Raw genomic sequence first — 20,329 nt, 5'->3', positions numbered from 1 at the left:
CTTGCCACTGTACTTGGCCGAGTACGTCTGGCGCTACAATCATCGCCGACTCTCCATCGATCAACAAGTTCAACAGCTCATGTACTTGCTTGAGCAACATACTCATCATCCAGGTGGCTAAAGTACGACTTTACCCATAACTTATAACCCCATTTTCTTAAAAAAATTACTCCACCACACGCTGGCACCCATAACACACTCAAAATCCCCCGAGGAAAACAGCACAGCCTGCTAACACTCCGAAAATGACCAAAGTCTGTGTAGTAATCATGCTCATGGGGTCTTGGAATAAGCTCTGCTTGCTTCACACCGATGCTTTGAGGTATTCACGATTGAGCAGGGCGATGAATTTGACGTGGATCTGTTTGGGGCAGGCGGCCATGCATTCGAAGTGGTTGGTGCAGTTGCCAAAGCCTTCGTGGTCCATCGCCTCGACCATGGCCCGAGCGCGGCGCTCGCGCTCAAGCTGCCCTTGCGGAAGTTTCGCGAGATGGGAAACTTTGGCGGCGACAAAGAGCATAGCCGAGGCGTTGGGGCACGCGGCGACACACGCCCCGCAGCCGATGCAAGCCGCCGCGTCCATGGCGTCTTCGGCGCGCTCTTTCTTGACAGGAATCGAGTTAGCTTCGGGTGCCTGGCCGGTGCTGACCGAAATATAGCCGCCGGCTTGCATGATGCGATCAAAGGCGCCGCGGTCGACCACCAGATCTTTGATGATGGGAAACGCCTTGGCGCGCCACGGCTCGATTACAATCGTGTCGCCGTCCTTGAAGCGGCGCATGTGGAGCTGGCAGACGGCCACGCCGCGATCCGAGCCATGGGCCTGGCCGTTGATCATGAGCGAGCACATGCCGCAGATGCCTTCGCGGCAGTCGTGATCGAACGCCACCGGATCCTTGCCCTGCTGGGTGAGCTGCTCGTTGAGGACATCGAGCATCTCCAGAAACGACATGTCCGACGAAATATTCTCTACCGCATAGCGCTCAAATTGTCCTCGTGCTTGAGCGTTCGGTTGGCGCCAAATCTCTAGCGTAAGTTTCATTTGTAGTTTCGTTGCTGGAGTTGCACGTGGTCAAACGTCAGGGGCTCCTTATGCAGCTCCGGCGGCTTCCCCTCGCCTTTGTGCTCCCAGGCCGCGACGTAGCAGAAGCGCTCATCGTCGCGCTTGGCTTCTCCGTCCGGGGTTTGGTGCTCGATGCGGAAGTGGCTGCCGCACGATTCTTCGCGATGCAGGGCGTCTTGAGCGAGCAGCTCGGCGAACTCCAAAAAGTCCGCGACCCGTCCGGCGCGCTCCAGCGCCTGGTTGAGCTCTTCGCCGCCGCCGAGGACATTGACGTCGCGCCAAAACCGCTCGCGCAGCTTCGGAATCGTCTCAAGCGCCTTCGCCAGGCTCTGGGCGCTGCGGCTCATCCCGCATTCGTTCCACATGAGCTTGCCCAGCTCGCGATGGAAGGCATCAACACTCGTCTTGCCGCGAATCGACAGCAACCGCTTCACCCGGGAAGCGATCTGCGCTGCCGCGGTTGAAAATTCCGGCCGGTTCGCGGTCGCCACGCCGGGTTTCATGCGCGCCAGATAATCGCTGAGTGTTGACGGCAGAATAAAGTAGCCGTCCGCCAGGCCTTGCATCAACGCGCTGGCCCCGAGACGATTGGCCCCATGGTCGGAGAAATTGGCTTCCCCGATGACGAAAAGCCCCGGCATGGTGCTCATGAGGTTGTAGTCCACCCATAAGCCGCCCATGGCGTAATGCGGGGCCGGATAGATCCGCATCGGAGCGGCGTAGGGATCCTCGCCGGTGATCTGCGCGTACATCTCGAAGAGGTTGCCGTAGCGTTCCTCAATGACGGCTCGTCCGAGCCGCCCGAACGCGTCGGAAAAATCCAGATACACGCCCTGCCCGCCCGGCCCCACCCCACGGCCGCCATCGCAGACCTCTTTGGCGCTGCGCGAGGCGATGTCGCGGGGTGCGAGGTTGCCGAAGGCCGGATATTTCCTCTCAAGGAAATAGTCGCGCTGCGCTTCAGGAATCTGATGCGGCGAGCGGGCATCGCCCTGCTGCATCGGCACCCAGATGCGGCCATCGTTGCGCAGCGACTCGGACATCAGCGTGAGCTTGGACTGATGATGCCCAGTCATCGGAATGCAGGTGGGGTGGATTTGCGTAAAGCACGGGTTCGCGAAGAACGCGCCCTTGAGATACGCCCGGTAGGTGGCGGTGACATTGCACCCCGTGGCATTGGTGGACAGATAAAACACGTTGGCGTAGCCGCCGGTCGCGAGCACAACGGCGTCGGCCGCATGCGCGGTGATGGCTCCCGTGACCAAATCCCGGATGATGATGCCGGCGGCCTGGCCATCAGCCACCACGACATCGAGCAGCTCGGCGCGGCTGTGGACGACGGCGCGTTTCGCCGCCACCTGCCGCATGAGCGCTTGGTACGCGCCCAGCAAGAGCTGCTGGCCGGTCTGGCCGCGCGCATAAAAGGTGCGAGAGACTTGCGCGCCGCCGAAGGAGCGATTGGCCAGTGAGCCGCCGTATTCCCGCGCAAACGGGACCCCTTGCGCGACGCACTGATCGATGATGGCGTTGCTGACTTGGGCCAATCGATAGACGTTGGCTTCGCGCGAGCGGAAATCGCCGCCCTTGATGGTGTCGTGGAAGAGCCGCTCGACGCTGTCGTTGTCATTGGGGTAATTTTTCGCCGCGTTGATGCCCCCTTGGGCCGCAATGCTGTGCGCCCGGCGAGCGCTGTCTTGATAACAGAAGCACTCAACGCTGTAGCCCATCTCCGCCAGCGACGCGGCGGCTGAAGCGCCGGCGAGTCCCGTGCCGACGATGATCACGCGATACTTGCGGCGGTTGGCCGGATTGACCAGCTTGAGGGCTAGCGTGTGACGCTGCCATTGTTCAGGCAGCGGGCCGGTGGGCATGTGCGCGTCAAGGCTCATCGAAGGCTCACAACCCCAAAGAGGACGGCCAAGGGAATCGAGACGTAGCCGAGATACAAGACGCCCGCCAGCAGCCGGCCCCCGAGGCGCAGCGCGGCAAGCGTGCGCTCGTTCGTGAGCCCCAGCGTTTGAAACGCGCTGCCGATGCCGTGCATCAGGTGCATCCACACCGCCGTCATGCCGATGAGATACGCGACCGACACGGCGGGGAGCTGAAAGCTGCGCACGACCATCGCGTACACATTGGGATGTCCTAGAGCATCGATGCCGTGCGAAATATCCGGATGGGTCACACGGAAGGTGAAATGCAAGAGATGGTAGATGAGATAGACGATCACGAGCAGTCCGGAGAACATCATCGTGCGGGCGGCGAGCGAGGTTTCCCTCATGCGCGGCCGCCGATAACCATGCGGACGCGCGGCGCGATTTTCACGCGTCACCTGAATCGACGCGTAGATGTGCACGATGGCGGTGACGATGAGGAAGAAGCGGGCCAGCCAGAGGATGGGCCCCAGCTCTCGTAAGTGACGCGCGTAATCATTCAGCGCCTGGGGGCCGGCGAAAATCAGCAAATTGCCCAGCAGATGCGCGATCACAAACCCCAGCAACAGCAGGCCGGAGACGGCCATCAACACTTTCTTCCCAATTGATGATGCATACCACGTCATGATCAGTCCAAGGAAAAATCAAAAAGCCTTTTACCTTGTTGCATAGGCAGTGGGATCAGTGATGCCGGCGGCTCGAAAGGCGCGCTGCCGCTCGGCGCACTTGTTGCACCGGCCGCAGTGCCCATGCCCCGCGGGCGCGAGGCAGGAAAACGTCAAGGCGAGGGGAGCGGTCGTGTGCCGCCGCAGCCACTCGGGCTTCGCCATCCGCGCCAGCGGCGTCGTGATGCGAATCGGCGCGCCAAGCGCTTGGGTCAGGCACGCGGAGAGCCGCCGAAAAAATTGCGGGGTGGCATCGCCGAACGGATTGCCCTTGAGAATGCCCAGGGCGATCGTCGTGATCTGATGCGGCGCGCAAGCGATCGCCGCGGCGGCGCTGAGGAGGAGATTGCGTCCGGGAAGATAGACCGCCGCGTCACGGCTGCGCGCGCCTGGAACGCCTGGCCCCGTCAGGCTCCAGTGCCTGCCGTAGACCGAGGCCATCGGCATGGCGATGATGTGAAGCGGAAGCATGCGGCTTGTCGTCATCGCCGAAAGGAGCCGCCGGACCCAAAAAATCTCAGCCGATTCCCAGCGCAATCCCGCCCGCACATACAGAGGAAGCACGCGGCAGCCGGAGGCCTGCAGCCGATCGACCAAGATGGCGCTATCCACCCCTCCGCTGATGAGCGCGCAGACGGCTGGCTTTCGAGGAGACATGCGGTATGGGGTAACTCCATTCTCTGACAGCAGTTGTAACAAAGCTGATGACAAAAGTCAATCAAGCGACTATACTACTGTCCATGCCACTGAATCGCGCAGCGGTGTATCAGCGAAGACAATATCTGGTCGACCGGCCGTACCAGCTTCGGTTTGTCTCCCGCGTGCTGATGGGCGTGCTGCTGATCGCCGTCGTCAGCGGCTTTGTCACCAGCACCATCCTCTGGCGGAACATGTACCAGCCGGAGTTGCTGCGCGAGCATGTCGTCGTGGGGCTGCTCGCCGTCACGATGACCCTGCTCGTCGAATTGCTCGTCTCCATCCCGATCATCTTTGTCCTCGGCATTCAGCAGAGTCACCGGGTCATCGGGCCGATGTCGCGCCTGAAACGAACGCTTGAGGCGATCGGCAACGGCGATTTGTCCCAGCGGATCACCCTGCGCCAGGGCGATGCGCTCGAAGATCTGGCGAAATCGATCAACCAGATGGCTGAGAAGCTGCAGCAGCGGTTCCCGACCTCTCCAAGCTCGTAAGTCCTCACACATCCACACGCTGAACATCACGCCATGCATCTTAGCGGACGCGTTGTCTTAGTGACCGGGGGCGCGAAACGGCTCGGCCGCGCCATCGCCCTCGCCGCCGCTCACCGGGGTGCGCATGTGGCGTTCTCGTACCGCACCTCGTCCCGCGAGGCCGGCGAGACGGCCGCCGCCATCGAGCGCGCCGGCGTTGGAACGCTCGCGGTGAAGGCGGATGTGTCCCGCGCAGCTGATGTGCGGCGGCTGATGGAGCGCATCGACCGACGGTTCCACCGACTGGATGTGCTCATCAACAGCGCCTCCAATTTTCTTCGCGCGCCGTTTACGCAGCTCTCCGAAGCGGCCTGGGACCAGACCATGAATACCAACCTCAGGGGACCGTTTCTCTGCGCGCTCTACGCCAGCCGGCTGATGCGCAAGCGCAGCGGCGGCAAAATCATCAATTTCGCCGACTGGGCGGCCGTGCGGCCGTACCGCGACTACCTGCCCTACTGCGTCTCGAAAGCCGGCATCATTGGCCTGACGAAAACGTTAGCCAAGGAACTGGCCCCCTCGATTCAGGTCGTGGCGATTGCCCCCGGACCGATTCTTCCTCCGCCAGATATGAGCCAAGCCGCCCGAGCCCGCGTCGCCGCCCGCGTGCCGCTCAAGCGCTGGGGCGGCCCGCAGGATATCGTCAACACGGTGTTGTTTCTGATCGAAGGCACGGACTTTATGACCGGCTCCACTATTTTTGTCGACGGCGGCCAACTGATTGCGTAAATGTATTCCGTTACGAAAACCATCCAGTTCTGCTACGGACATCGGCTGCTCAATTACGAGGGCAAGTGCCGCGACCTGCACGGCCATAACGGTAAGGTGGAGATTGAACTCTCGTCAGAGGCGCTAGATCGGCGCGGGATGGTGCGGGACTTTACCGAAATTAAGCGAGCGATTCAGGGCTGGATTGATCGCAACTTGGATCACAAGATGATTCTCTGCAAGGACGATCCGGTGCTACTCCTGCTGCAGCAGCAAGGCGAGCCGGTGTTTGCGATCGAGGCGAATCCGACGGCAGAAAACTTAGCGAAGCTGATTTTTGATGAAGCGCAGCGGATGGGCTTTCCGGTGACGACGGTCCGGTTATGGGAAACTGAATCGTCCTGCGCAACCTATGCAGCCCCGCGGCGGGCGGCCGCGGGCCGGAATCCCGAGCGAGGCCGTGAGGCCGAGTCGAGGGATCGGCCAACGCGTCCTCGACGGCGCATCCGCTCAATCTCCACCGCCGCGTGATCGATCCCAGGCAGTGCTCGCTTCTTGACCTTCACCCGCACCCACGGCACGCGAAACTTCCCCAGCACGAACGTCGCCACATGATCCGCCAGCGTTTCGAGCAAATTGTACGGCGTTCGCTGGGCAATGCCCTGCACGGCTGAGACCACCTCGGCGTAGTCGACCGCCGCATCCTGCACGCGATCGCGATAGGCCGCCTTGGCCGCGTCAATCGCCAACTCAAGATCGATCCACACCGTCTGCGGGGTGGCTCGTTCTTCCTCGGTAAGCCCAATCTGGCACTTGGCCGTCAGATTATGGATGATGAGTTTATCAGCCATAGGGGTCGGACCCCTTTTCTACAAGCAGCTGATCGAGAATCAGCTTGAGGTTGCGCTCCAGGCCCCCGCCGTAGCCGGCGTGCGCGTAGATGAATTGGCCTTCCGTATTGATGATGAGCAGGTGCGGAAGGCCGGCCGCGCCGTAGCGCACGGCGATCCGTCCGCCTTTATCCAGAAGGATGGGCGCGGTGAACCGCTTGCCGGCCCATTTACGGATTTTCTCCGGCGCTTCATCTTGATTCGCGAGCAAGACGACGACGCCGCGGCTGCGATACTGTTGATAGATTTTTTCCAGCGATGGCAGCGTGAATCGGCAGGGCTGGCACCACGTGGCCCAGAACTCGATGATGACGATCTGCCCGCGGAATTGCGACAGCGTCACCGTGCCGCCATCCAACTGCTGCAAGTTAAAGTCGGGAGCTGCGACTGGCGGGTCGACCTTGTTCCAGTCTCGTCCGATCGTCGTCGGCTGCCCGCAGCCAGCTAATAAGGCAACAGCGACGCAGGACATAAGACCCATGACCCATGACCCAAAAAATGCCGTGGTCGTGCGTCGTGGGTCATGAGTCGTGGGTCGCATTCCCGTTATTCCTCCATCGTCGAGATATCGCCCGTGGGTAATCCCTGATCCCAAGCTCTCAGGACGCGGCGCATGATTTTGCCGGAGCGGGTCTTGGGCACTTTGTCGACGAAGGCGATTTCTCTGGGGGCGGCATGCGCAGCCATGTGCGTTTTGACGAAGTCCGCGATCTCCTTCTTGAGCTGCTCAGAGGGTTGATAGCCTTTGCGCAGCGCGACAAACGCCTTGATGATGTTCCCGCGCAGCTCATCCGGCTTGCCGATCACGCCGGCTTCAGCCACAGCCGGGTGGGCGACGAGGGCGCTTTCCACCTCAAACGGCCCGACGCGCTCGCCGGCGGTCTTGATCACATCATCCGCCCGTCCCTGATACCAGATGTAGCCTTGCTCATCTTTGTACGCGGTGTCGCCGCTCGCGTACCAGCCAGGGATGCGGAAATATTCATCGTATTTGGTTTTATTGTTCCAAATGTCTTTCATCATGGATGGCCAACCTGGCTTCACGACAAGATTTCCAAGTTGGCCTGGCGGCATTTCCTTGCCCTGATCATCGACCACAGTCGCGTAGGTGCCGGGAAACGGCTTGCCGGTGCAGCCGATGGGAAAATCCAGGCTGCGATAGTTGCAAATGAGCTGCATGCCGGTTTCGGTCATCCACCAGGTCTCATGCGGTGCTAATCCGGTGATGTTTTTGATCCATTTGAGCGCTTCAGGATTGAGCGGCTCACCGACGCTGCAGATGTGGCGCAGGCTCTTGAGATTGTATTTCTCCGGAATTGCCTCACCCGCAGACATCAGCATCCGATACGCCGTCGGAGCGCTGTACCACATCGTCACCTTGTACTTTTGGATGGTCTGATACCACCGATCTGGATCAAACCGTCCGCCGATGACCACACTGGTGATCCCTAGCGTCCACGGGCCGTAAATACCATAGGACGTACCTGTCACCCACCCAGGGTCAGCCGTGCACCAGTACACATCCTCATCGCGCAGATCGAGAGCCCATTTGCTGGTTTGGTAGTGGCCGATCATCGCGTACTGGCGATGCAAGGCACCCTTGGATTTTCCGGTTGAGCCTGAGGTGTAGTGAATAATGAGTCCATCATCGACCGTGAGCCACTCAGGCTCGAACCAGTCGGGCGCTGCGGTCATGGCCTGCTCATAGTTGGTTTCGTTCGCCGCCAGCGCACCGCTCGCACCCACAAGGATGAGCCGCTTGAGTGCGGGCAGCTTCGCGAGTGGAATGCGGCTCTTGAGCGCTGGCGTGGTGACGCAGGCGATGGCTTCGCTGTCGCCGAGACGATCCTCAACCGCCTGTTCCATGAACGCTTCGAACAGCGGTACTGGAATCGCACCGATGCGGTTGATGCCGAGAATGGCGATGTAGAGCTCTGGGGTGCGCGGGAGGAACGTGCCAATGCGATCGCCGCGTTTAACACCGAGCGATGTTAAAACGTGGGCAAAGCGGCTGGTGAGAACTTTCAGATCTTGGAAGGTGTAGCGCTCATCGCGGCGGTCATAATCTGTGTAGTAGAGGGCGACCTTCGTCTTCTTCGAGGAGGCGGCGTGGCGATCGATCGCTTCGTGGACGATGTTGACTTTGCCGGTCGTTGACCACTCAAAGTCTCGCTCAACGTCTTGCCAATGAAAGGTGCGATAGGTTGCCTCGTAATCTTTGAGGTTGGCATCGATGGTCTTCGGTTTGCGTTCCCAGTCTATAGGAGTAGTTTCAGGAGTAACAGTCGAAGGGCCGGGATTCGCCATCACATCTCCTTTCAAGGCGATATCAGATATGAAATGGCTTTTTTCTATCTGATATCGAAGTTAGTCGGCGTAGATGTAGGTGCGGGGTTGTAGTGGTTCCGGCTTGTTGGCAAGCACGAGGGCCCAGGCGCTCAGTGCTAGCACAACAGCGCTGGCAATCCATCCAAACCAGGGCGTCTCGCGCAGCGACCACCAGATCCCGGCCGCAACGATGTTGACCAGGCCAAGCGGGAGGAAAAACTTCCAGGCCAGTCCCATGAGCTGATCCACGCGCAGCCGCGGAAAGGTGCCGCGTAACCACACGAGGACGAACACCAGCGCATAGGTCTTTGCCAAAAACCACGCCCATGAGGGAATCACCTGCGTTCTCCAGAGGACGGCTGCTCCAAGCATGGCCGCAGCCCCAACGCTGCGGATGGGCGCTGGAAGCTTTGTTCCTGTGGCCACGATCACGGCAAGCAACAAGCCCAAAACCCAGAACGGCACCGCCGGCCCTTGCCAGCCGCCGAGAAACAGCGTCGTCGTAAAAGCGCAAATGGCAAACGACTCGAGAAATTCCGCCATGTACCAGAGCGCAAACTTCATGCCGCTATACTCGGTGTGAAATCCCCCGACGAGCTCGGATTCGGCCTCGGGCATGTCAAACGGCGTGCGATTGACCTCGGCGACCCCGCTCAAGAAAAACATCAGGCAGCCGACAATGCCCCACGGCGTGAAGACAAACCACTGATCGGCCTGCGCCTCCACGATCCCCACCATCGATAGCGTGCCGGTGATCATAATGACGGCCACAACGGAGAGCACTCCGGGCACTTCGTACGAGATGATTTGCGCCACCCCCCGCATGGCGCCCAGGATGGAGAATTTGCTGCGCGAGGCCCAGCCTCCCATGAAAATGGAGTAGGAGCTGATGGAGGAAATGGCAAACAGGTACAGCAAGCCGACGTTCAAATCGGCCGCGATCATGTTGCGGCCAAACGGCATCACCGCAAACAGGAGAATCGCCGGAGCTAAGGACAGAATCGGGGCGAGGATATGTAGCAGCGGATCGGCTCCGCGCGGCACGATGTCTTCCTTGATCAGCATCTTGATCCCGTCGGAAATCGGCTGGAGCAACCCGTAGACGCCGACACGCGTCGGGCCGAACCGGTTTTGCATTCGGGCGATGATTTTCCGCTCCAGCCACGTCAGGTACATCATGATGAACGGGGCGATGGCGGCGATGACGCCAACGCTCACGGCAATGGAAACCCAGGGCCTCAGTCCGATGGGAAACAGACTGAGCAGCCACCCTTTGGCGTTCACGAACACCTGATCTAACTCCTGCATCTTAGTTCGCTCTTACTTTTTCTTGGCGGCAAGACGGGCATCGACCGTGGCCGCTTCAGTGGGTTTGATCCTCTGGAAATAGTCGTTCGGCTTCAGCAACTTGTCCTTGTTGAAGACCATCTGGCCGAATCGGTCGAATCCTGAGAGCTCATACTGGTTATCCATTTCAATCGCATCGAACGGACAGACATCAACACAGATGCGGCAGGACATGCAGACTGAGATATCGATGTCAAACTCCACGGGATATGTGCGTCCGTGGGCTTTGGCCGGGCGTCCCTGTTCGTCCTTGGCCGGACCGATAATGTGGATGCAGGCAGGAGGACACTCCTGCTCGCAGATTTTGCAGGCCACACAGCGTAAGTTATCAGGTGTTTGATCATAGACGAGGAATGGGAAATAGCGGAACCGCTCATGATGCTGCTGCTTCACATCAGGGTATTCTACGGTAACAAGCCCGTTCGTTGTTGGAATACGCAAGGCACGCAGCAGCCCGCGCCCCCAGGGATACGTCTCGAGGAACGTCTTGAAGGTCACCCCCATGCCTCGTAAGACCCCAATTCCAATCATCTTTAAGTCAAAAGGTAAAAGGCAAAAGGAAAAAGGACAAGGTAAAAGTAAAAAGTCCGCGTCAAATTTTGCCTTTTACCTTGCACTTTTGCCTTTTTCCTTTTTACTTTTTCCTTTCGTTAGCGGTCGACTTCGCCCATGACGATGTCGATGGAGCCGAGGATGATGATCACATCAGCCACTTTGTGGCCAAGGCACATGTCTTCAAGAATCGTCAGGTTTACGAAGCTTGGGGCCCGGATGTGGTAGCGGTACGGCTGCGGCGTGCCGTCGCTGACCAAGTAAAATCCGAGCTCGCCTTTGGGCGATTCGATGCGGCCGTAGGCTTCGCCCTTCGGCGGGCGGAACGTGCGCGGGGCCTTGACCATTGCCAACCCCTTCGGGCTGATGGCAGCACCCGTGGGAATTTCCTTGAGGGCCTGCTGCAAAATCTTCACACTCTCGCGCATTTCAAGGATCCGCACATAGTACCGATCGTAGACATCGCCGACGGTGCCGAGCGGCACGCGGAAGTTAAAGCGCGAGTAGATCGAGTAGCCATCAACTTTGCGGATGTCGTAGTCGACCCCAGAAGCTCGCAACAGTGGCCCGGTCGCACTGGCATTGATCGCGAGCTCCTTCGGCAGGATTCCGACATGTTGGCAGCGCTGGCGGATGATTTCGTTTTCGGTCAGCAGCTTTTCGAACTCATCCAGAAACGCCGGATAGCCATCGACAAGCTTCTCAGCCCGCTCAAGCCAGGCCTCAGGCACATCCTCGCGCACCCCGCCTGGCCGCACGTAGTTGCACATCATGCGAGAGCCGGACGCCGCCTCGAACAGATCTAAGATTTTTTCCCGCTCTCGGAAGGCATACAGCAGCGGCGTGCCGAAAGCCCCCATGTCGTTGAGGAGAAACCCGGTGACGGCCGTGTGGTTGATGAGGCGTGTCAGCTCGGCCATGATGACGCGCAGATACTCGCCGCGCTCAGAGACCGCAATACCGCCGAGTTTTTCGATGGCGAGGGCGAGCCCGAAGTTATTGGACATCGCGCAGAAATAATCGAGCCGGTCGGTGAACGGGAAGCTGGCGATGTAGGTGATGCCCTCGCCGATCTGCTCATGGTTGCGGTGCAGATAGCCCATGACCGGCTTGAGCTTGACGATGGTTTCTCCATCGAGGGTCGCATTCATCCGAAACACCCCGTGTGTGGAGGGATGCTGCGGCCCCAGACTCACTTCGAGCAGCTCTGTTTCAATTGGGTGGGTTTGGCTGTTCATAGAAGTCTAAAAAGGAAAAAAGTTTTCAACTTTTATACACTTTTACGGTATACTTGTCTTAGCCAAAGGAGGCACGCGCCCATGTTAGCAAAACTCACTCGCGGAAACCAACTCACCATTCCTAAAGAGATTGTTGATCGCATTCGCTTGCAGGCCGGACGCGATTATCTGGATGTGACCTACCTCCATGGAGTCATTGTCCTGAAGCCCATCGACGTCGAGGAGCGCATTCCCCCCGAATCGTATGAAGCGTTCCTCAAAGATGCCTTCACGATCAAACCTGGCGATATTGTCGCCGATGAGCGAACCGCCGGGAGTGTGCTCAAACGGCGCATGAAGAAACGGTAGATGCAGTTCATTTACAAGGAGCGCTACCTTAAGCGCTTCGACCATTTCACCCATCAGGAACAAACGCTCATTCGTCAGACTGATCAGCAAATCCGCGTTTACTACTCAACCCGCCAGGCACCGTTTGGCCTGCGGATCAAATTCTTATACGCCAAGGGTCCTGAGAAAATCTTTGAAGCTCGCGTCAGCCAAGCCGTCCGCGTTCTTTGGGGCGAACGCCCCGATGCCGTTTCTTTTGTCCTCGTGGGCACCCACGACGACGTCAAACGCTACCTCCGCTCTCTCCCGTTGACAAGCCGCACGTTAAGGGAATGCTGCGAATATCGAATTCGACATTCATCATTCGAAATTACAAGACGTTTTGGTCTTCGACGACGTAGTCTTTGCGCATGGGGTGGCCTTCGAACTCATCCCACAGCAGAATGCGGCGCAAATCCGGATGGCCTTCGAATGTGACACCGTAGAGATCATACGCTTCCCGCTCTTGAAATTCCGCCCCGCGCCAGATCGGCGTGGCCGAGGCCACGACCGGATTCGTGCGTGGCAAGGTGATCTTGAGGGCAAGCGGGCCATGCTTCTTGGCTATCGAATAGAGGTGATACACGACGTCCATGCGGCCTGCCCCGTACCGCACTGGTGCGGGGCCTGTCCCGCCAGTGGCGGGGTCCGGCGGATAGTCGACCACCGTCAGATTGGCCAGATAATCAAGGTTGAAGTGGTCGTTTTCTTTCAGGCAGCGAAACACCGTCCTGGCATCTTTCGGCTGGACGCGCAGCGCTCCCCCCTCGGCCATGACGAGCACGCCCGGAAGCAGCTCGATGATCAGCGTGGCGATCTCTTCAACAGGACGAAGCATTAGACAGGGGGCTTGGACTCAGTCGTGGGTGGGACCGTCGCGGTCCAGGGGGTTTGCGTTTGTGTCGGGGGCTGCCAGACATCGGGAGTGTACCGAGGACGCAGCCCGCTCGGACCAAATTCAGGGATCGGATACTCGTTCTTCTTCTCCCCCATCGCCTGGCCGAAGCCTTTCTGCTTGATCCGCTCTTGGAGCTTCATCAGCCCTTCCAGCAGCGCTTGCGGCGTTGGCGGGCAGCCGGGAATGTACACATCGACGGGAATGTAATGATCGATGCCCTTCAAGACATTGTAGCCTGTATGGAACGGCCCGCCAGAGGTGGCACAGGCCCCCATGGAGATCACGTATTTCGGCTCGGCCATCTGGTTGTAGAGCCGCACCACCTGCGGCGCCATTTTCTTGGTGACGGTGCCGGCGACGATCATCAGATCCGCCTGGCGGGGCGAGGCGCGGAAAATCTCCGAGCCGAAGCGGGCGATGTCATAGCGCGAGGCGGCGGTGGCAATCATCTCGATCGCGCAGCAGGCCAGCCCGAACTGCAGCGGCCAGATCGAGTTGCTGCGGCCCCAATTGACGAGCTGGTCCCACGTCGTCAAGTAGACGCCTTGCTTCTGAAGTTCCGACTGCAAACCCTGATCTACCGCCATTCAAGCACGCCTTTGCGCCAGGCATAGATCAGGCCAACGGCCAGGATGGCGAGAAACACCGCCATCTCAGCGAAGACGACCGGGCCAAAACTTCTCCAGACAAGAGCCCAAGGATAGAGGAAGACCACTTCCACGTCGAAGACGACGAAGAGCAGCGCATAGATGTAGTACTGCGCGTGAAACTGCACCCAGGGATCGCCGATGGATTCGAGCCCGCATTCATAGGGGGCTTGCTTCGACGGAGCCGGCTTCTTGGGCGCGACGAACCGAGCCAGGATCAGCGGAGCCACCCCGAGGAGGATCGCAGCACAGGTGAGCGCGCCGATCAACAGATACTGCTGAGCGTATGGGTCTGCCATCGCACGGGTATCATATCAGGTTCGTGACACGGGCGCAGAACGCAGCGAAACTATCGCCTCATCGACGGCGGCCATGACGCGGGAGAGCGCGTGCTCAAGCGTGCCGCGCATATGGATGCGCAAGATGCGCCGGCCCCTCTGCTGCATCGCCTGAAAATCGCCTAGTGCTTGTGCCTGCTTCAGCACGCCGAAGGTGAACGGCTCTCCCGGAATGGCGAGGTCTTGGCGCTCCTCGGCGGTGAGCAGGAGAAATACGCCTGCGTCAGGCCCCCCCTTGAACAATTGCCCGGTTGAATGCAGATAGCGCGGCCCGAATTGCAGCATGGTCGCGCACTGCAAGGAGGCTCCCAGGCGCTCCCGCAGACGCATCAGCCCCTCATCCAGCGCGGCCGTGCGCGGCAAAAAGGACAGGAGCGAGACATAGTCATGCGGGCGATGCCGGCGGAAGAAGGCGCTGAAGCATCCCGTCAGCGATGAGGACGCGGCCAGCTCGCGCGCGCCGAACACGGAAAGGTTCCCGTCCATGCAAAGCAACTGACCATCGTCACGCAATTGCCCATCCTTGGCGAATTGCTCCAGCAGCGCCTTCGTGCGATCTTTGCTTTCCTGAACATTCGGCTCATCAAAGGGATTCACCCCCAAGAGGTAGCCCATGATAGCCGTGGCGAAAAACCATTTCACCGCCTCACCCATCACATCATAGGGATCGTCCCACCGCAGACGGACCACCGGATGGCCGTCGCGTTCCAGCGCAGCGCTATAGCGCTCCAGCTCGCGATCCGGCTCAGGCGCGAGCTGCAATTCAACGAAGACGCGATCCGCGCCACGCAGGGATGGCTCCCGGCGCGGTTCGCCGGTCATCGGCGTCATGCCGCGGCCTTGCTTGCCCGTGCTCTCGGCGAGGAGCTGCTCCACCCAGACGCCGAAACTCGCCAGCGCTGGATGGCACAACAGGGTCACCAGGGGGCGCCCCTGCTGCGCGAACGCCCCGAGGGTGGCGGCTAATTTGGCGGCAGGATGCTCGGCCACCGGCACCGCCGCATCGCACCGGGCAAACATCGCGGCGGCGCGCTGCAGCAGCCGCTCCACGTCGATTCCCATCAGCGCGGCAGGGACGAGCCCAAAATACGTCAAGGCAGAAAATCGGCCGCCCACCTCAGCCCCTGTTCCAGGCCCATGCACGAAGAGGTTGCGCGCATGCCATGCCTTGGCGCTGGCCTCCAAGGCAGAACCGGCATCGGTGACCACAAGGCAATGCTCGCCGGGGGCAAGCCCGGCCTGCTGGAACACACAGATGAAATATTTTGAGAGCGCTAAAATTTCATTGGTCGATCCGGACTTGCTGGAGATGATGATGAGCAACCGCTGAGGGTTGCATTGGGCGAGGGCTTGGCGGATGGCCGTGGGATCTGTCGTATCTAACACGGTGAATTCCGTGCCGGGCTGATCAAGGCCAAAGATATTGCGGCACACTTCCGGAAAGAGCCCGCTGCCTCCCATGCCTAACAACACCGTATGCGTCACGCCGGCGCGACGAATGTCGTCAGCGGTCTGTCGAATCTCTTGGAGGCGCTGACTCATGACGGGCTGAATGGTCAGCCACCCGAGCCGCTGGCGAATGGTCGCTTGGACCGAGGGGTCTGCGCTCCAGAGGCTGGCGTCCTGCTGCCAGAGCCGGGAGATCACGCGCTCCGCAGCGAGGCGCTCGAGGGTGGACTGGGGGGAGGGGTGCGAAGAGGCCACTTACCGCTCCGTCGGGACGCTGCGCACGAAGAGCGCGCGGCTGGCGTGATACGTCGTCGCCATCCCGCTGATGTTGATGCGCTTACCGACGAGCTCCGCGAAGCGCTCGCGGATATCGATCTCGCCGTCGCGCCTGGGATGATGCTCTTCCGGAATGATGAGATAGAGCTTCCCGCTATCCGTGATCACCCCGATGGGCTGCCCATGGCGGATGCACTGCTGCCCGCAGGGGATATGGGACTCGCCGCGCTTGCCGAGCTGCAGATAGCAGCTCACATCTACCACCTCGCCGACGATGGTCTTGGGGCGGGCGCCGCGCAACACCTGGCGCTGCCGCGGCGTAGCGGCTGCCTCTCGCGTCGTCTCCGTCCACCGAGCATCAACGGGCGCATTCACCATCAATGTGCCTGGCACAGCGCGCGGGCCGCCTGACCGCCACAGGACGCAGCCGGCGGCGGCCATCCCCAGCAGCGCCGCGCCCACCGCTCGGCCGAAGGCGCTCATGGACTCGCCTCCATGGCATGCGTCAGCAGGGGCTCATGCCCGATCCGCAGCGCGTCATAATACGCCATCGCCTCTCCCCCCATCGTATCCGTATCGGTCATCAGGCCGATCGCCACCACGCGCGGAGCGGGTTCGCCAAAGATCCGCCGATAATCATCGCTCAGGTTGCGCTCGATGACGCGCCATTTCCCCACGGTGGCCATGCCGCTGTCGGCCACAACGATTTTCGAGGTTGAGGCAAATGCGCTGGTCAGGATGGTATCGACCGGCTGCCGCACGGACCAGACGTAGTCGATATTCCGCTTCTGCCAAGGCAGCCCGCGGGAATCAAAATAGACATACACCCGCGCTGCGGTATCCGAGCCGTCTTTCCGATCCAACGCCTCCTGCGCGACCGGCTGTTCGATGCGCCACCGCCAGGAGATCCATGGGTAGCGCTCGGGGTTGAACTTGACCGCCGCCAGCAGGATCGAGGCGCCATCGCGGCTCTGGGCGCGCAGGCAGCGCTGCCCATCATGCTCGACAATCTCATAGCGGGTCTGGCGCCGCAGCTCCACCTCGCGCCACCGCTTCACATCGAGCGTGTCGAAGTCTTCCGACCAGAGGACCGCCGTCGGGGCTGAAGCGATCATCGAAACGGTCGGCAGTGCGGGCGGCAGCAGCGACACGGTCAGCCTCCGCGCTGAGCTGCACCCCGAGGCTACCCCGAGGCCAGCAAGCATGACGGGAACCCATCGCACACAGGCGCGGAGCAGTTGAGGCATGAGCAGGCGATCGGCGCTGCGGCCGACCGGCTTATTTCAACACTTCGGCCGCATCGAGCTCGCCGCTTTTGGCCGAGAGAGTGGCGTACGCGTTGAGCTTCGACCACGTCTGCTTGCCGACGACGCCGTCGTCCTTCAGGCCATGAACCCGTTGAAACTCCTTCACGGCTTCGCGGGTCTGCGGGCCCAGCTTGCCATCGATCGGCCCTTGATAGAACCCGGCGTTCTTCAGCGCTTGCTGAATTTCGCGCGTGGTCGGCTTGATGGTCGACGCTGCGGTGCTAGCACTCGCGGCCGAGGAGGCTTTGGCAGGAGCCGCCATCTCAGGAACGGCTGCGGCTGCCGATACGGGGATCACGGATTCCATCGGCATCGCCGCCAGCACGCCGCCATCGCGGGAGCGCTCCAGCTGTGTGACGCGCTCATCCAAGATGCCCACTTGCGATTGCAGACGGACGAACTCTTTCTGTGATCCCCCAGTCGCGCACCCGGCGAGGAGTGCAAGCATGGTGACGAACAGGCCCGCGCGAAGCACAAACATTGACCACCTCCAGCTGTGTGTTGTGGAGCCCCACGGGCAGAACCCGTGGCACTGGTAACAACGCCCCGATGGGGGCGACATCCCGCCCACCCGCTCGTCGTGACACGACCATGCCGCCCACGGCCGAAGGCCGTGGCGCAATGGCGGGGTCGTTCGATAAGCCGCTTGACACTTACCTGAGTAGTCTAACAAACCGCTCGACGGCGTTCAACCTTGTCGATGCGCGCTGAGGGTCAGAGAATCTGCTTCACGCGCGCGATGAAGTCCCGCGGGTTTTCCGGCCCTTCAAGCCGAAGGTCTTTCCGTTCGCGGCCCGCGCGATCGAAAAAGAGCACCGTGGGAGCTCCGAAGACCTTGAGCCGATCCAAGAAGGCTTGGGCCTCCGCGCTCACCTCGCGGGTCGCATCCACGCGCAAGGTCGCGACCGAGGCGAGCGCTTGCAGCACCTCCGCCTGGCGAAACGTCGTGTGGTCCATCTCAAGGCACGGGATGCACCAATCCGCATACACATCGACCAGGATCGGCTGCTGCTGGCGCTGCGCCTCGGCAAACGCCGCCGCGGTATACGCGCGCCACGCGACACCGGGCCTTGCCTCGGCCCGGGGCCACCCGACCGCCAGCGCCGCAATGATCAACAGCCCCCCCACGACCCATCGGACTCGGCGAAACATCGGAGAGTTCCCTTTCGTGGGTTCCAACCAGCCAAGGTACGCCCCAGCGCCGGAGAGCAGTGCCACCGTCGCCAGCCACACGAGCCGCGTCGGGATCACTGACTTGAGAAAATACAACGCCAGCCCCCACAGCACCACGCCGAGCAGCTTCTTCGTCCACACGAGCCACCCGCCGGCCTTCGGCAGCCGGGCTAATTGATTGGCGCGGAGGCCCAGCAGCACATAGGGAGCGCCCATGCCTAAGCCGAGCGTGAAAAACAGCACGAAGCCGGCGGCCGGATTCGCCATCTGACCGACGAGCAGCAGCAGCGCCAGCAGCACCGGCCCCACACAGGGAGCGCCAATGATGCCAACCACCACGCCCATCAGCGCAGCCCCGCCGTAGCCCGCCGACGTCTTGCCGAATCGCTGCATGAGGGCCGGGGGCAGCCGCAGGTCATAGAGCCCGAACATGCTCAGCGACAGCGCAACCATGATGATGGCGACCCCGAGGAGCACGGCGGGGTGCTGCAGCCATGAGCCGAAGAGCGCTCCGCTGCGCGCCGCGAGCAGGCCGAGGATCGCGTAACTGGCGGCGATCCCCAGCATGTAGCACAGGGCCAGGCGCAGCGTGCGGCCTAGCGCGCCGAAGGCCTGGTGGCTGAAATAGGCGAGGGTCACCGGAATCATGGGATAGACGCACGGCGTGAGATTCATCGCCAAGCCCATGACGAACACGGCCGGCAGCCCCACCCACAGCCCATGCTGCGCAATGAGGCGCTCCACCCATGCGCCATAGTCTCCGGCAAGATGATTGAGCGGTTGCATACGGATGATTATAGCGCGTGCGACGCTCGGAACCAACTCAGCGCGCGGCGGACGGCTTCCTCTATTGGGGTCTGCGGCAGGCCAAGCTCGCGCGTGGTGGCACTACCATCCAGCGCTTGCCCGGAGCGCAGCACGAACGACGGCAGGCGCCAGCGCGGCGGCCGCGTTCCGGCGAGGCGCGCGACCAGCTCGGCAAACTCCTTGAGCGGCATGGCGCGGGTCGTCAGCAGATACGGCGCGCCGACGCGCCCTCGCTCTGCGGCCCGAACATGACCCACGCCCGCATCGCCGGTATAGATGAGATTCAACACATGGTCGACGTAACAGGGCATCCGATATTTGGCGAAGGCGAGGATGAGCCGCCCGGAAAACGCATGGGCGTCGTACTCGCCAAGGCAAATGCTCGGGTTGGTCACGACCATGGGCATGCCTCCGGCCGCGGCCCGCATGGCTTCCGCTTCCATCGCGATCTTGACATCGGCATACAGGGTTCGCTGGCGCTGAATCGTTGCAGCACTACTGGTGAAAACGAGGCGGGCGGGATTCGCCTGCTGGATACGCTCCAGAGTGTTTCGAAGCGACTCGACGCCGCGCGCGATCGCCCCTGCGCGGCGCATGCCGAATGTCGGATAGTAGCCGGCGGCATGAAACACCCACTCGCACCCGGCCAGCGCTGGCGGCAGCCCCTCTGAGGTCTCAAGATCGACGCGGACGCGCTCTACCGGTAACTCGTTGATCACCGTCAGGTATTGCTCACGGTGGTAGGCGGCGCGAACCTCGTGGCCCTCGGCTAAGAGTGCGCGCACAATATGCGCCCCGATGTAACCGGTCGACCCCAACACCAACGCCCGAGCCATAACAAAATTACCAATGACCAAATTCCAACATCCAAACAATCCCCAATGACCGAATGACCAATGACCAAATCGCCGGCAAATGTTTGGTCATTGGTGATTGCTTCATTGGTAATTAATTGGTCATTGGAATTTGGTTATTGGTTATGGGTAAAGTCGTACTTTAGCCACCTGGATGATGAGTATGTTGCTCAAGCAAGTACATGAGCTGTTGAACTTGTTGATCGATGGAGAGTCGGCGATGATTGTAGCGCCAGACGTACTCGGCCAAGTACAGTGGCAAG

22 protein-coding genes are annotated in these 20,329 nt (G+C 60.8%); 4 read left to right on the top strand and 18 right to left on the bottom strand.

All coding sequences use genetic code 11. The features are described 5' to 3' along the window. Window positions 1–304: 304 nt before the first annotated feature. From HY737_03940 to HY737_03925, 4 genes are read right to left on the bottom strand one after another with little or no spacing between them, the layout of a single operon-like run. On the bottom strand, window positions 305–1,042 hold the full coding sequence (locus HY737_03940; protein ID MBI4597535.1) for a succinate dehydrogenase/fumarate reductase iron-sulfur subunit: 738 nt from the start codon (window positions 1,040–1,042) through the stop codon (window positions 305–307). Then, complete coding sequence (locus HY737_03935; GenBank protein MBI4597534.1) at window positions 1,039–2,952, bottom strand: fumarate reductase/succinate dehydrogenase flavoprotein subunit; 1,914 nt, start codon at window positions 2,950–2,952, stop codon at window positions 1,039–1,041. Before HY737_03935 ends, HY737_03940 begins: the two co-directional genes overlap by 4 nt. After that, window positions 2,949–3,620, bottom strand: a complete 672-nt coding sequence (locus tag HY737_03930) for a succinate dehydrogenase cytochrome b subunit (GenBank protein MBI4597533.1) — start codon at window positions 3,618–3,620, stop codon at window positions 2,949–2,951. Before HY737_03930 ends, HY737_03935 begins: the two co-directional genes overlap by 4 nt. Window positions 3,621–3,650: 30 nt before the next feature. Further along, entirely contained in the window at window positions 3,651–4,316 is a 666-nt protein-coding gene (locus HY737_03925) for a 7-cyano-7-deazaguanine synthase (GenBank protein MBI4597532.1), read from the bottom strand. Window positions 4,317–4,399: 83 nt separating this feature from the next. Here HY737_03925 and HY737_03920 point away from each other — a divergent pair, with 83 nt between their 5' ends. From HY737_03920 to HY737_03910, 3 genes are read left to right on the top strand one after another with little or no spacing between them, the layout of a single operon-like run. Then, a complete protein-coding gene (locus HY737_03920) occupies window positions 4,400–4,849 on the top strand; it encodes a HAMP domain-containing protein (protein ID MBI4597531.1) in 450 nt (149 codons plus the stop codon). A gap of 33 nt (window positions 4,850–4,882) precedes the next feature. Then, entirely contained in the window at window positions 4,883–5,617 is a 735-nt protein-coding gene (locus tag HY737_03915; protein ID MBI4597530.1) for an SDR family oxidoreductase, read from the top strand. Then, window positions 5,618–6,127, top strand: a complete 510-nt coding sequence (locus tag HY737_03910; protein MBI4597529.1) for a 6-carboxytetrahydropterin synthase — start codon at window positions 5,618–5,620, stop codon at window positions 6,125–6,127. A gap of 312 nt (window positions 6,128–6,439) precedes the next feature. Here HY737_03910 and HY737_03905 read toward each other — a convergent pair whose 3' ends face one another. The 5 genes from HY737_03905 to HY737_03885 form a co-directional block, all read right to left on the bottom strand. Then, entirely contained in the window at window positions 6,440–7,027 is a 588-nt protein-coding gene (locus tag HY737_03905; protein ID MBI4597528.1) for a TlpA family protein disulfide reductase, read from the bottom strand. A gap of 5 nt (window positions 7,028–7,032) precedes the next feature. After that, a complete protein-coding gene (acsA, locus tag HY737_03900; protein ID MBI4597527.1) occupies window positions 7,033–8,793 on the bottom strand; it encodes an acetate--CoA ligase in 1,761 nt (586 codons plus the stop codon). A 60-nt stretch (window positions 8,794–8,853) separates the two neighbouring features. Beyond that, window positions 8,854–10,122, bottom strand: coding sequence for an NADH-quinone oxidoreductase subunit NuoH (gene nuoH / locus HY737_03895; GenBank protein ID MBI4597526.1), 1,269 nt, complete (start codon window positions 10,120–10,122; stop codon window positions 8,854–8,856). A gap of 12 nt (window positions 10,123–10,134) precedes the next feature. Continuing rightward, the gene (locus HY737_03890; protein ID MBI4597525.1) at window positions 10,135–10,692 is read right to left on the bottom strand and encodes a 4Fe-4S dicluster domain-containing protein; all 558 of its coding nucleotides are present in this window, start codon (window positions 10,690–10,692) and stop codon (window positions 10,135–10,137) included. A 119-nt stretch (window positions 10,693–10,811) separates the two neighbouring features. Next, the gene (locus tag HY737_03885) at window positions 10,812–11,951 is read right to left on the bottom strand and encodes an NADH-quinone oxidoreductase subunit D (GenBank protein MBI4597524.1); all 1,140 of its coding nucleotides are present in this window, start codon (window positions 11,949–11,951) and stop codon (window positions 10,812–10,814) included. 81 nt (window positions 11,952–12,032) lie between these two features. Between HY737_03885 and HY737_03880 the strand changes: the two genes are divergently transcribed. Beyond that, the gene (locus HY737_03880) at window positions 12,033–12,299 is read left to right on the top strand and encodes an AbrB/MazE/SpoVT family DNA-binding domain-containing protein (GenBank protein ID MBI4597523.1); all 267 of its coding nucleotides are present in this window, start codon (window positions 12,033–12,035) and stop codon (window positions 12,297–12,299) included. Between the two features lie 349 nt (window positions 12,300–12,648). Here HY737_03880 and HY737_03875 read toward each other — a convergent pair whose 3' ends face one another. The 9 genes from HY737_03875 to HY737_03835 all read right to left on the bottom strand — a co-directional run bounded on the left by HY737_03875 (window position 12,649) and on the right by HY737_03835 (window position 20,048). Then, window positions 12,649–13,092 (bottom strand): NADH-quinone oxidoreductase subunit C, encoded by a 444-nt coding sequence (locus HY737_03875; GenBank protein ID MBI4597522.1) that lies wholly within the window; start codon window positions 13,090–13,092, stop codon window positions 12,649–12,651. Between the two features lie 62 nt (window positions 13,093–13,154). Then, the gene (locus HY737_03870) at window positions 13,155–13,802 is read right to left on the bottom strand and encodes an NADH-quinone oxidoreductase subunit B (GenBank protein MBI4597521.1); all 648 of its coding nucleotides are present in this window, start codon (window positions 13,800–13,802) and stop codon (window positions 13,155–13,157) included. Next, complete coding sequence (gene ndhC / locus HY737_03865) at window positions 13,793–14,161, bottom strand: NADH-quinone oxidoreductase subunit A (GenBank protein MBI4597520.1); 369 nt, start codon at window positions 14,159–14,161, stop codon at window positions 13,793–13,795. Before ndhC ends, HY737_03870 begins: the two co-directional genes overlap by 10 nt. A 15-nt stretch (window positions 14,162–14,176) precedes the next feature. Beyond that, the gene (locus tag HY737_03860; protein ID MBI4597519.1) at window positions 14,177–15,904 is read right to left on the bottom strand and encodes a glucose-6-phosphate isomerase; all 1,728 of its coding nucleotides are present in this window, start codon (window positions 15,902–15,904) and stop codon (window positions 14,177–14,179) included. Continuing rightward, window positions 15,905–16,408, bottom strand: a complete 504-nt coding sequence (locus HY737_03855) for a hypothetical protein (GenBank protein MBI4597518.1) — start codon at window positions 16,406–16,408, stop codon at window positions 15,905–15,907. Beyond that, window positions 16,405–17,172, bottom strand: a complete 768-nt coding sequence (locus HY737_03850; protein MBI4597517.1) for a DUF3047 domain-containing protein — start codon at window positions 17,170–17,172, stop codon at window positions 16,405–16,407. Before HY737_03850 ends, HY737_03855 begins: the two co-directional genes overlap by 4 nt. Window positions 17,173–17,203: 31 nt before the next feature. Continuing rightward, window positions 17,204–17,713, bottom strand: a complete 510-nt coding sequence (locus HY737_03845; protein ID MBI4597516.1) for a peptidoglycan-binding protein — start codon at window positions 17,711–17,713, stop codon at window positions 17,204–17,206. 233 nt (window positions 17,714–17,946) lie between these two features. Then, window positions 17,947–19,191 carry a thioredoxin family protein gene (locus tag HY737_03840; protein ID MBI4597515.1) on the bottom strand — a complete coding sequence of 415 codons (1,245 nt, stop codon included), beginning with the start codon at window positions 19,189–19,191 and terminating at the stop codon, window positions 17,947–17,949. Window positions 19,192–19,199: 8 nt separating this feature from the next. Then, window positions 19,200–20,048, bottom strand: coding sequence for an NAD-dependent epimerase/dehydratase family protein (locus tag HY737_03835; protein ID MBI4597514.1), 849 nt, complete (start codon window positions 20,046–20,048; stop codon window positions 19,200–19,202). Between the last annotated feature and the right edge of the window lie 281 nt (window positions 20,049–20,329).

It is taken from the genome of Candidatus Omnitrophota bacterium (genome assembly GCA_016209275.1).
Classification (GTDB): domain Bacteria; phylum Omnitrophota; class Gorgyraeia; order Aquiviventales; family Aquiviventaceae; genus JACQWM01.
Note: the sequence above shows the minus strand (reverse complement) of the source record. Positions and strands in the feature narration are given on the sequence as shown.

Coding starts and splice junctions, on each gene's coding strand:
- HY737_03940 (MBI4597535.1), bottom strand. CDS start 1,042: ATGAAACTTACGCTAGAGATTTGGCGCCAACCGAACGCTCAAGCACGA.
- HY737_03935 (MBI4597534.1), bottom strand. CDS start 2,952: ATGAGCCTTGACGCGCACATGCCCACCGGCCCGCTGCCTGAACAATGG.
- HY737_03930 (MBI4597533.1), bottom strand. CDS start 3,620: ATGACGTGGTATGCATCATCAATTGGGAAGAAAGTGTTGATGGCCGTC.
- HY737_03925 (MBI4597532.1), bottom strand. CDS start 4,316: ATGTCTCCTCGAAAGCCAGCCGTCTGCGCGCTCATCAGCGGAGGGGTG.
- HY737_03920 (MBI4597531.1), top strand. CDS start 4,400: ATGCCACTGAATCGCGCAGCGGTGTATCAGCGAAGACAATATCTGGTC.
- HY737_03915 (MBI4597530.1), top strand. CDS start 4,883: ATGCATCTTAGCGGACGCGTTGTCTTAGTGACCGGGGGCGCGAAACGG.
- HY737_03910 (MBI4597529.1), top strand. CDS start 5,618: ATGTATTCCGTTACGAAAACCATCCAGTTCTGCTACGGACATCGGCTG.
- HY737_03905 (MBI4597528.1), bottom strand. CDS start 7,027: ATGCGACCCACGACTCATGACCCACGACGCACGACCACGGCATTTTTT.
- acsA (MBI4597527.1), bottom strand. CDS start 8,793: ATGGCGAATCCCGGCCCTTCGACTGTTACTCCTGAAACTACTCCTATA.
- nuoH (MBI4597526.1), bottom strand. CDS start 10,122: ATGCAGGAGTTAGATCAGGTGTTCGTGAACGCCAAAGGGTGGCTGCTC.
- HY737_03890 (MBI4597525.1), bottom strand. CDS start 10,692: ATGATTGGAATTGGGGTCTTACGAGGCATGGGGGTGACCTTCAAGACG.
- HY737_03885 (MBI4597524.1), bottom strand. CDS start 11,951: ATGAACAGCCAAACCCACCCAATTGAAACAGAGCTGCTCGAAGTGAGT.
- HY737_03880 (MBI4597523.1), top strand. CDS start 12,033: ATGTTAGCAAAACTCACTCGCGGAAACCAACTCACCATTCCTAAAGAG.
- HY737_03875 (MBI4597522.1), bottom strand. CDS start 13,092: ATGGCCGAGGGGGGAGCGCTGCGCGTCCAGCCGAAAGATGCCAGGACG.
- HY737_03870 (MBI4597521.1), bottom strand. CDS start 13,802: ATGGCGGTAGATCAGGGTTTGCAGTCGGAACTTCAGAAGCAAGGCGTC.
- ndhC (MBI4597520.1), bottom strand. CDS start 14,161: ATGGCAGACCCATACGCTCAGCAGTATCTGTTGATCGGCGCGCTCACC.
- HY737_03855 (MBI4597518.1), bottom strand. CDS start 16,408: ATGAGCGCCTTCGGCCGAGCGGTGGGCGCGGCGCTGCTGGGGATGGCC.
- HY737_03850 (MBI4597517.1), bottom strand. CDS start 17,172: ATGCCTCAACTGCTCCGCGCCTGTGTGCGATGGGTTCCCGTCATGCTT.
- HY737_03845 (MBI4597516.1), bottom strand. CDS start 17,713: ATGTTTGTGCTTCGCGCGGGCCTGTTCGTCACCATGCTTGCACTCCTC.
- HY737_03840 (MBI4597515.1), bottom strand. CDS start 19,191: ATGCAACCGCTCAATCATCTTGCCGGAGACTATGGCGCATGGGTGGAG.
- HY737_03835 (MBI4597514.1), bottom strand. CDS start 20,048: ATGGCTCGGGCGTTGGTGTTGGGGTCGACCGGTTACATCGGGGCGCAT.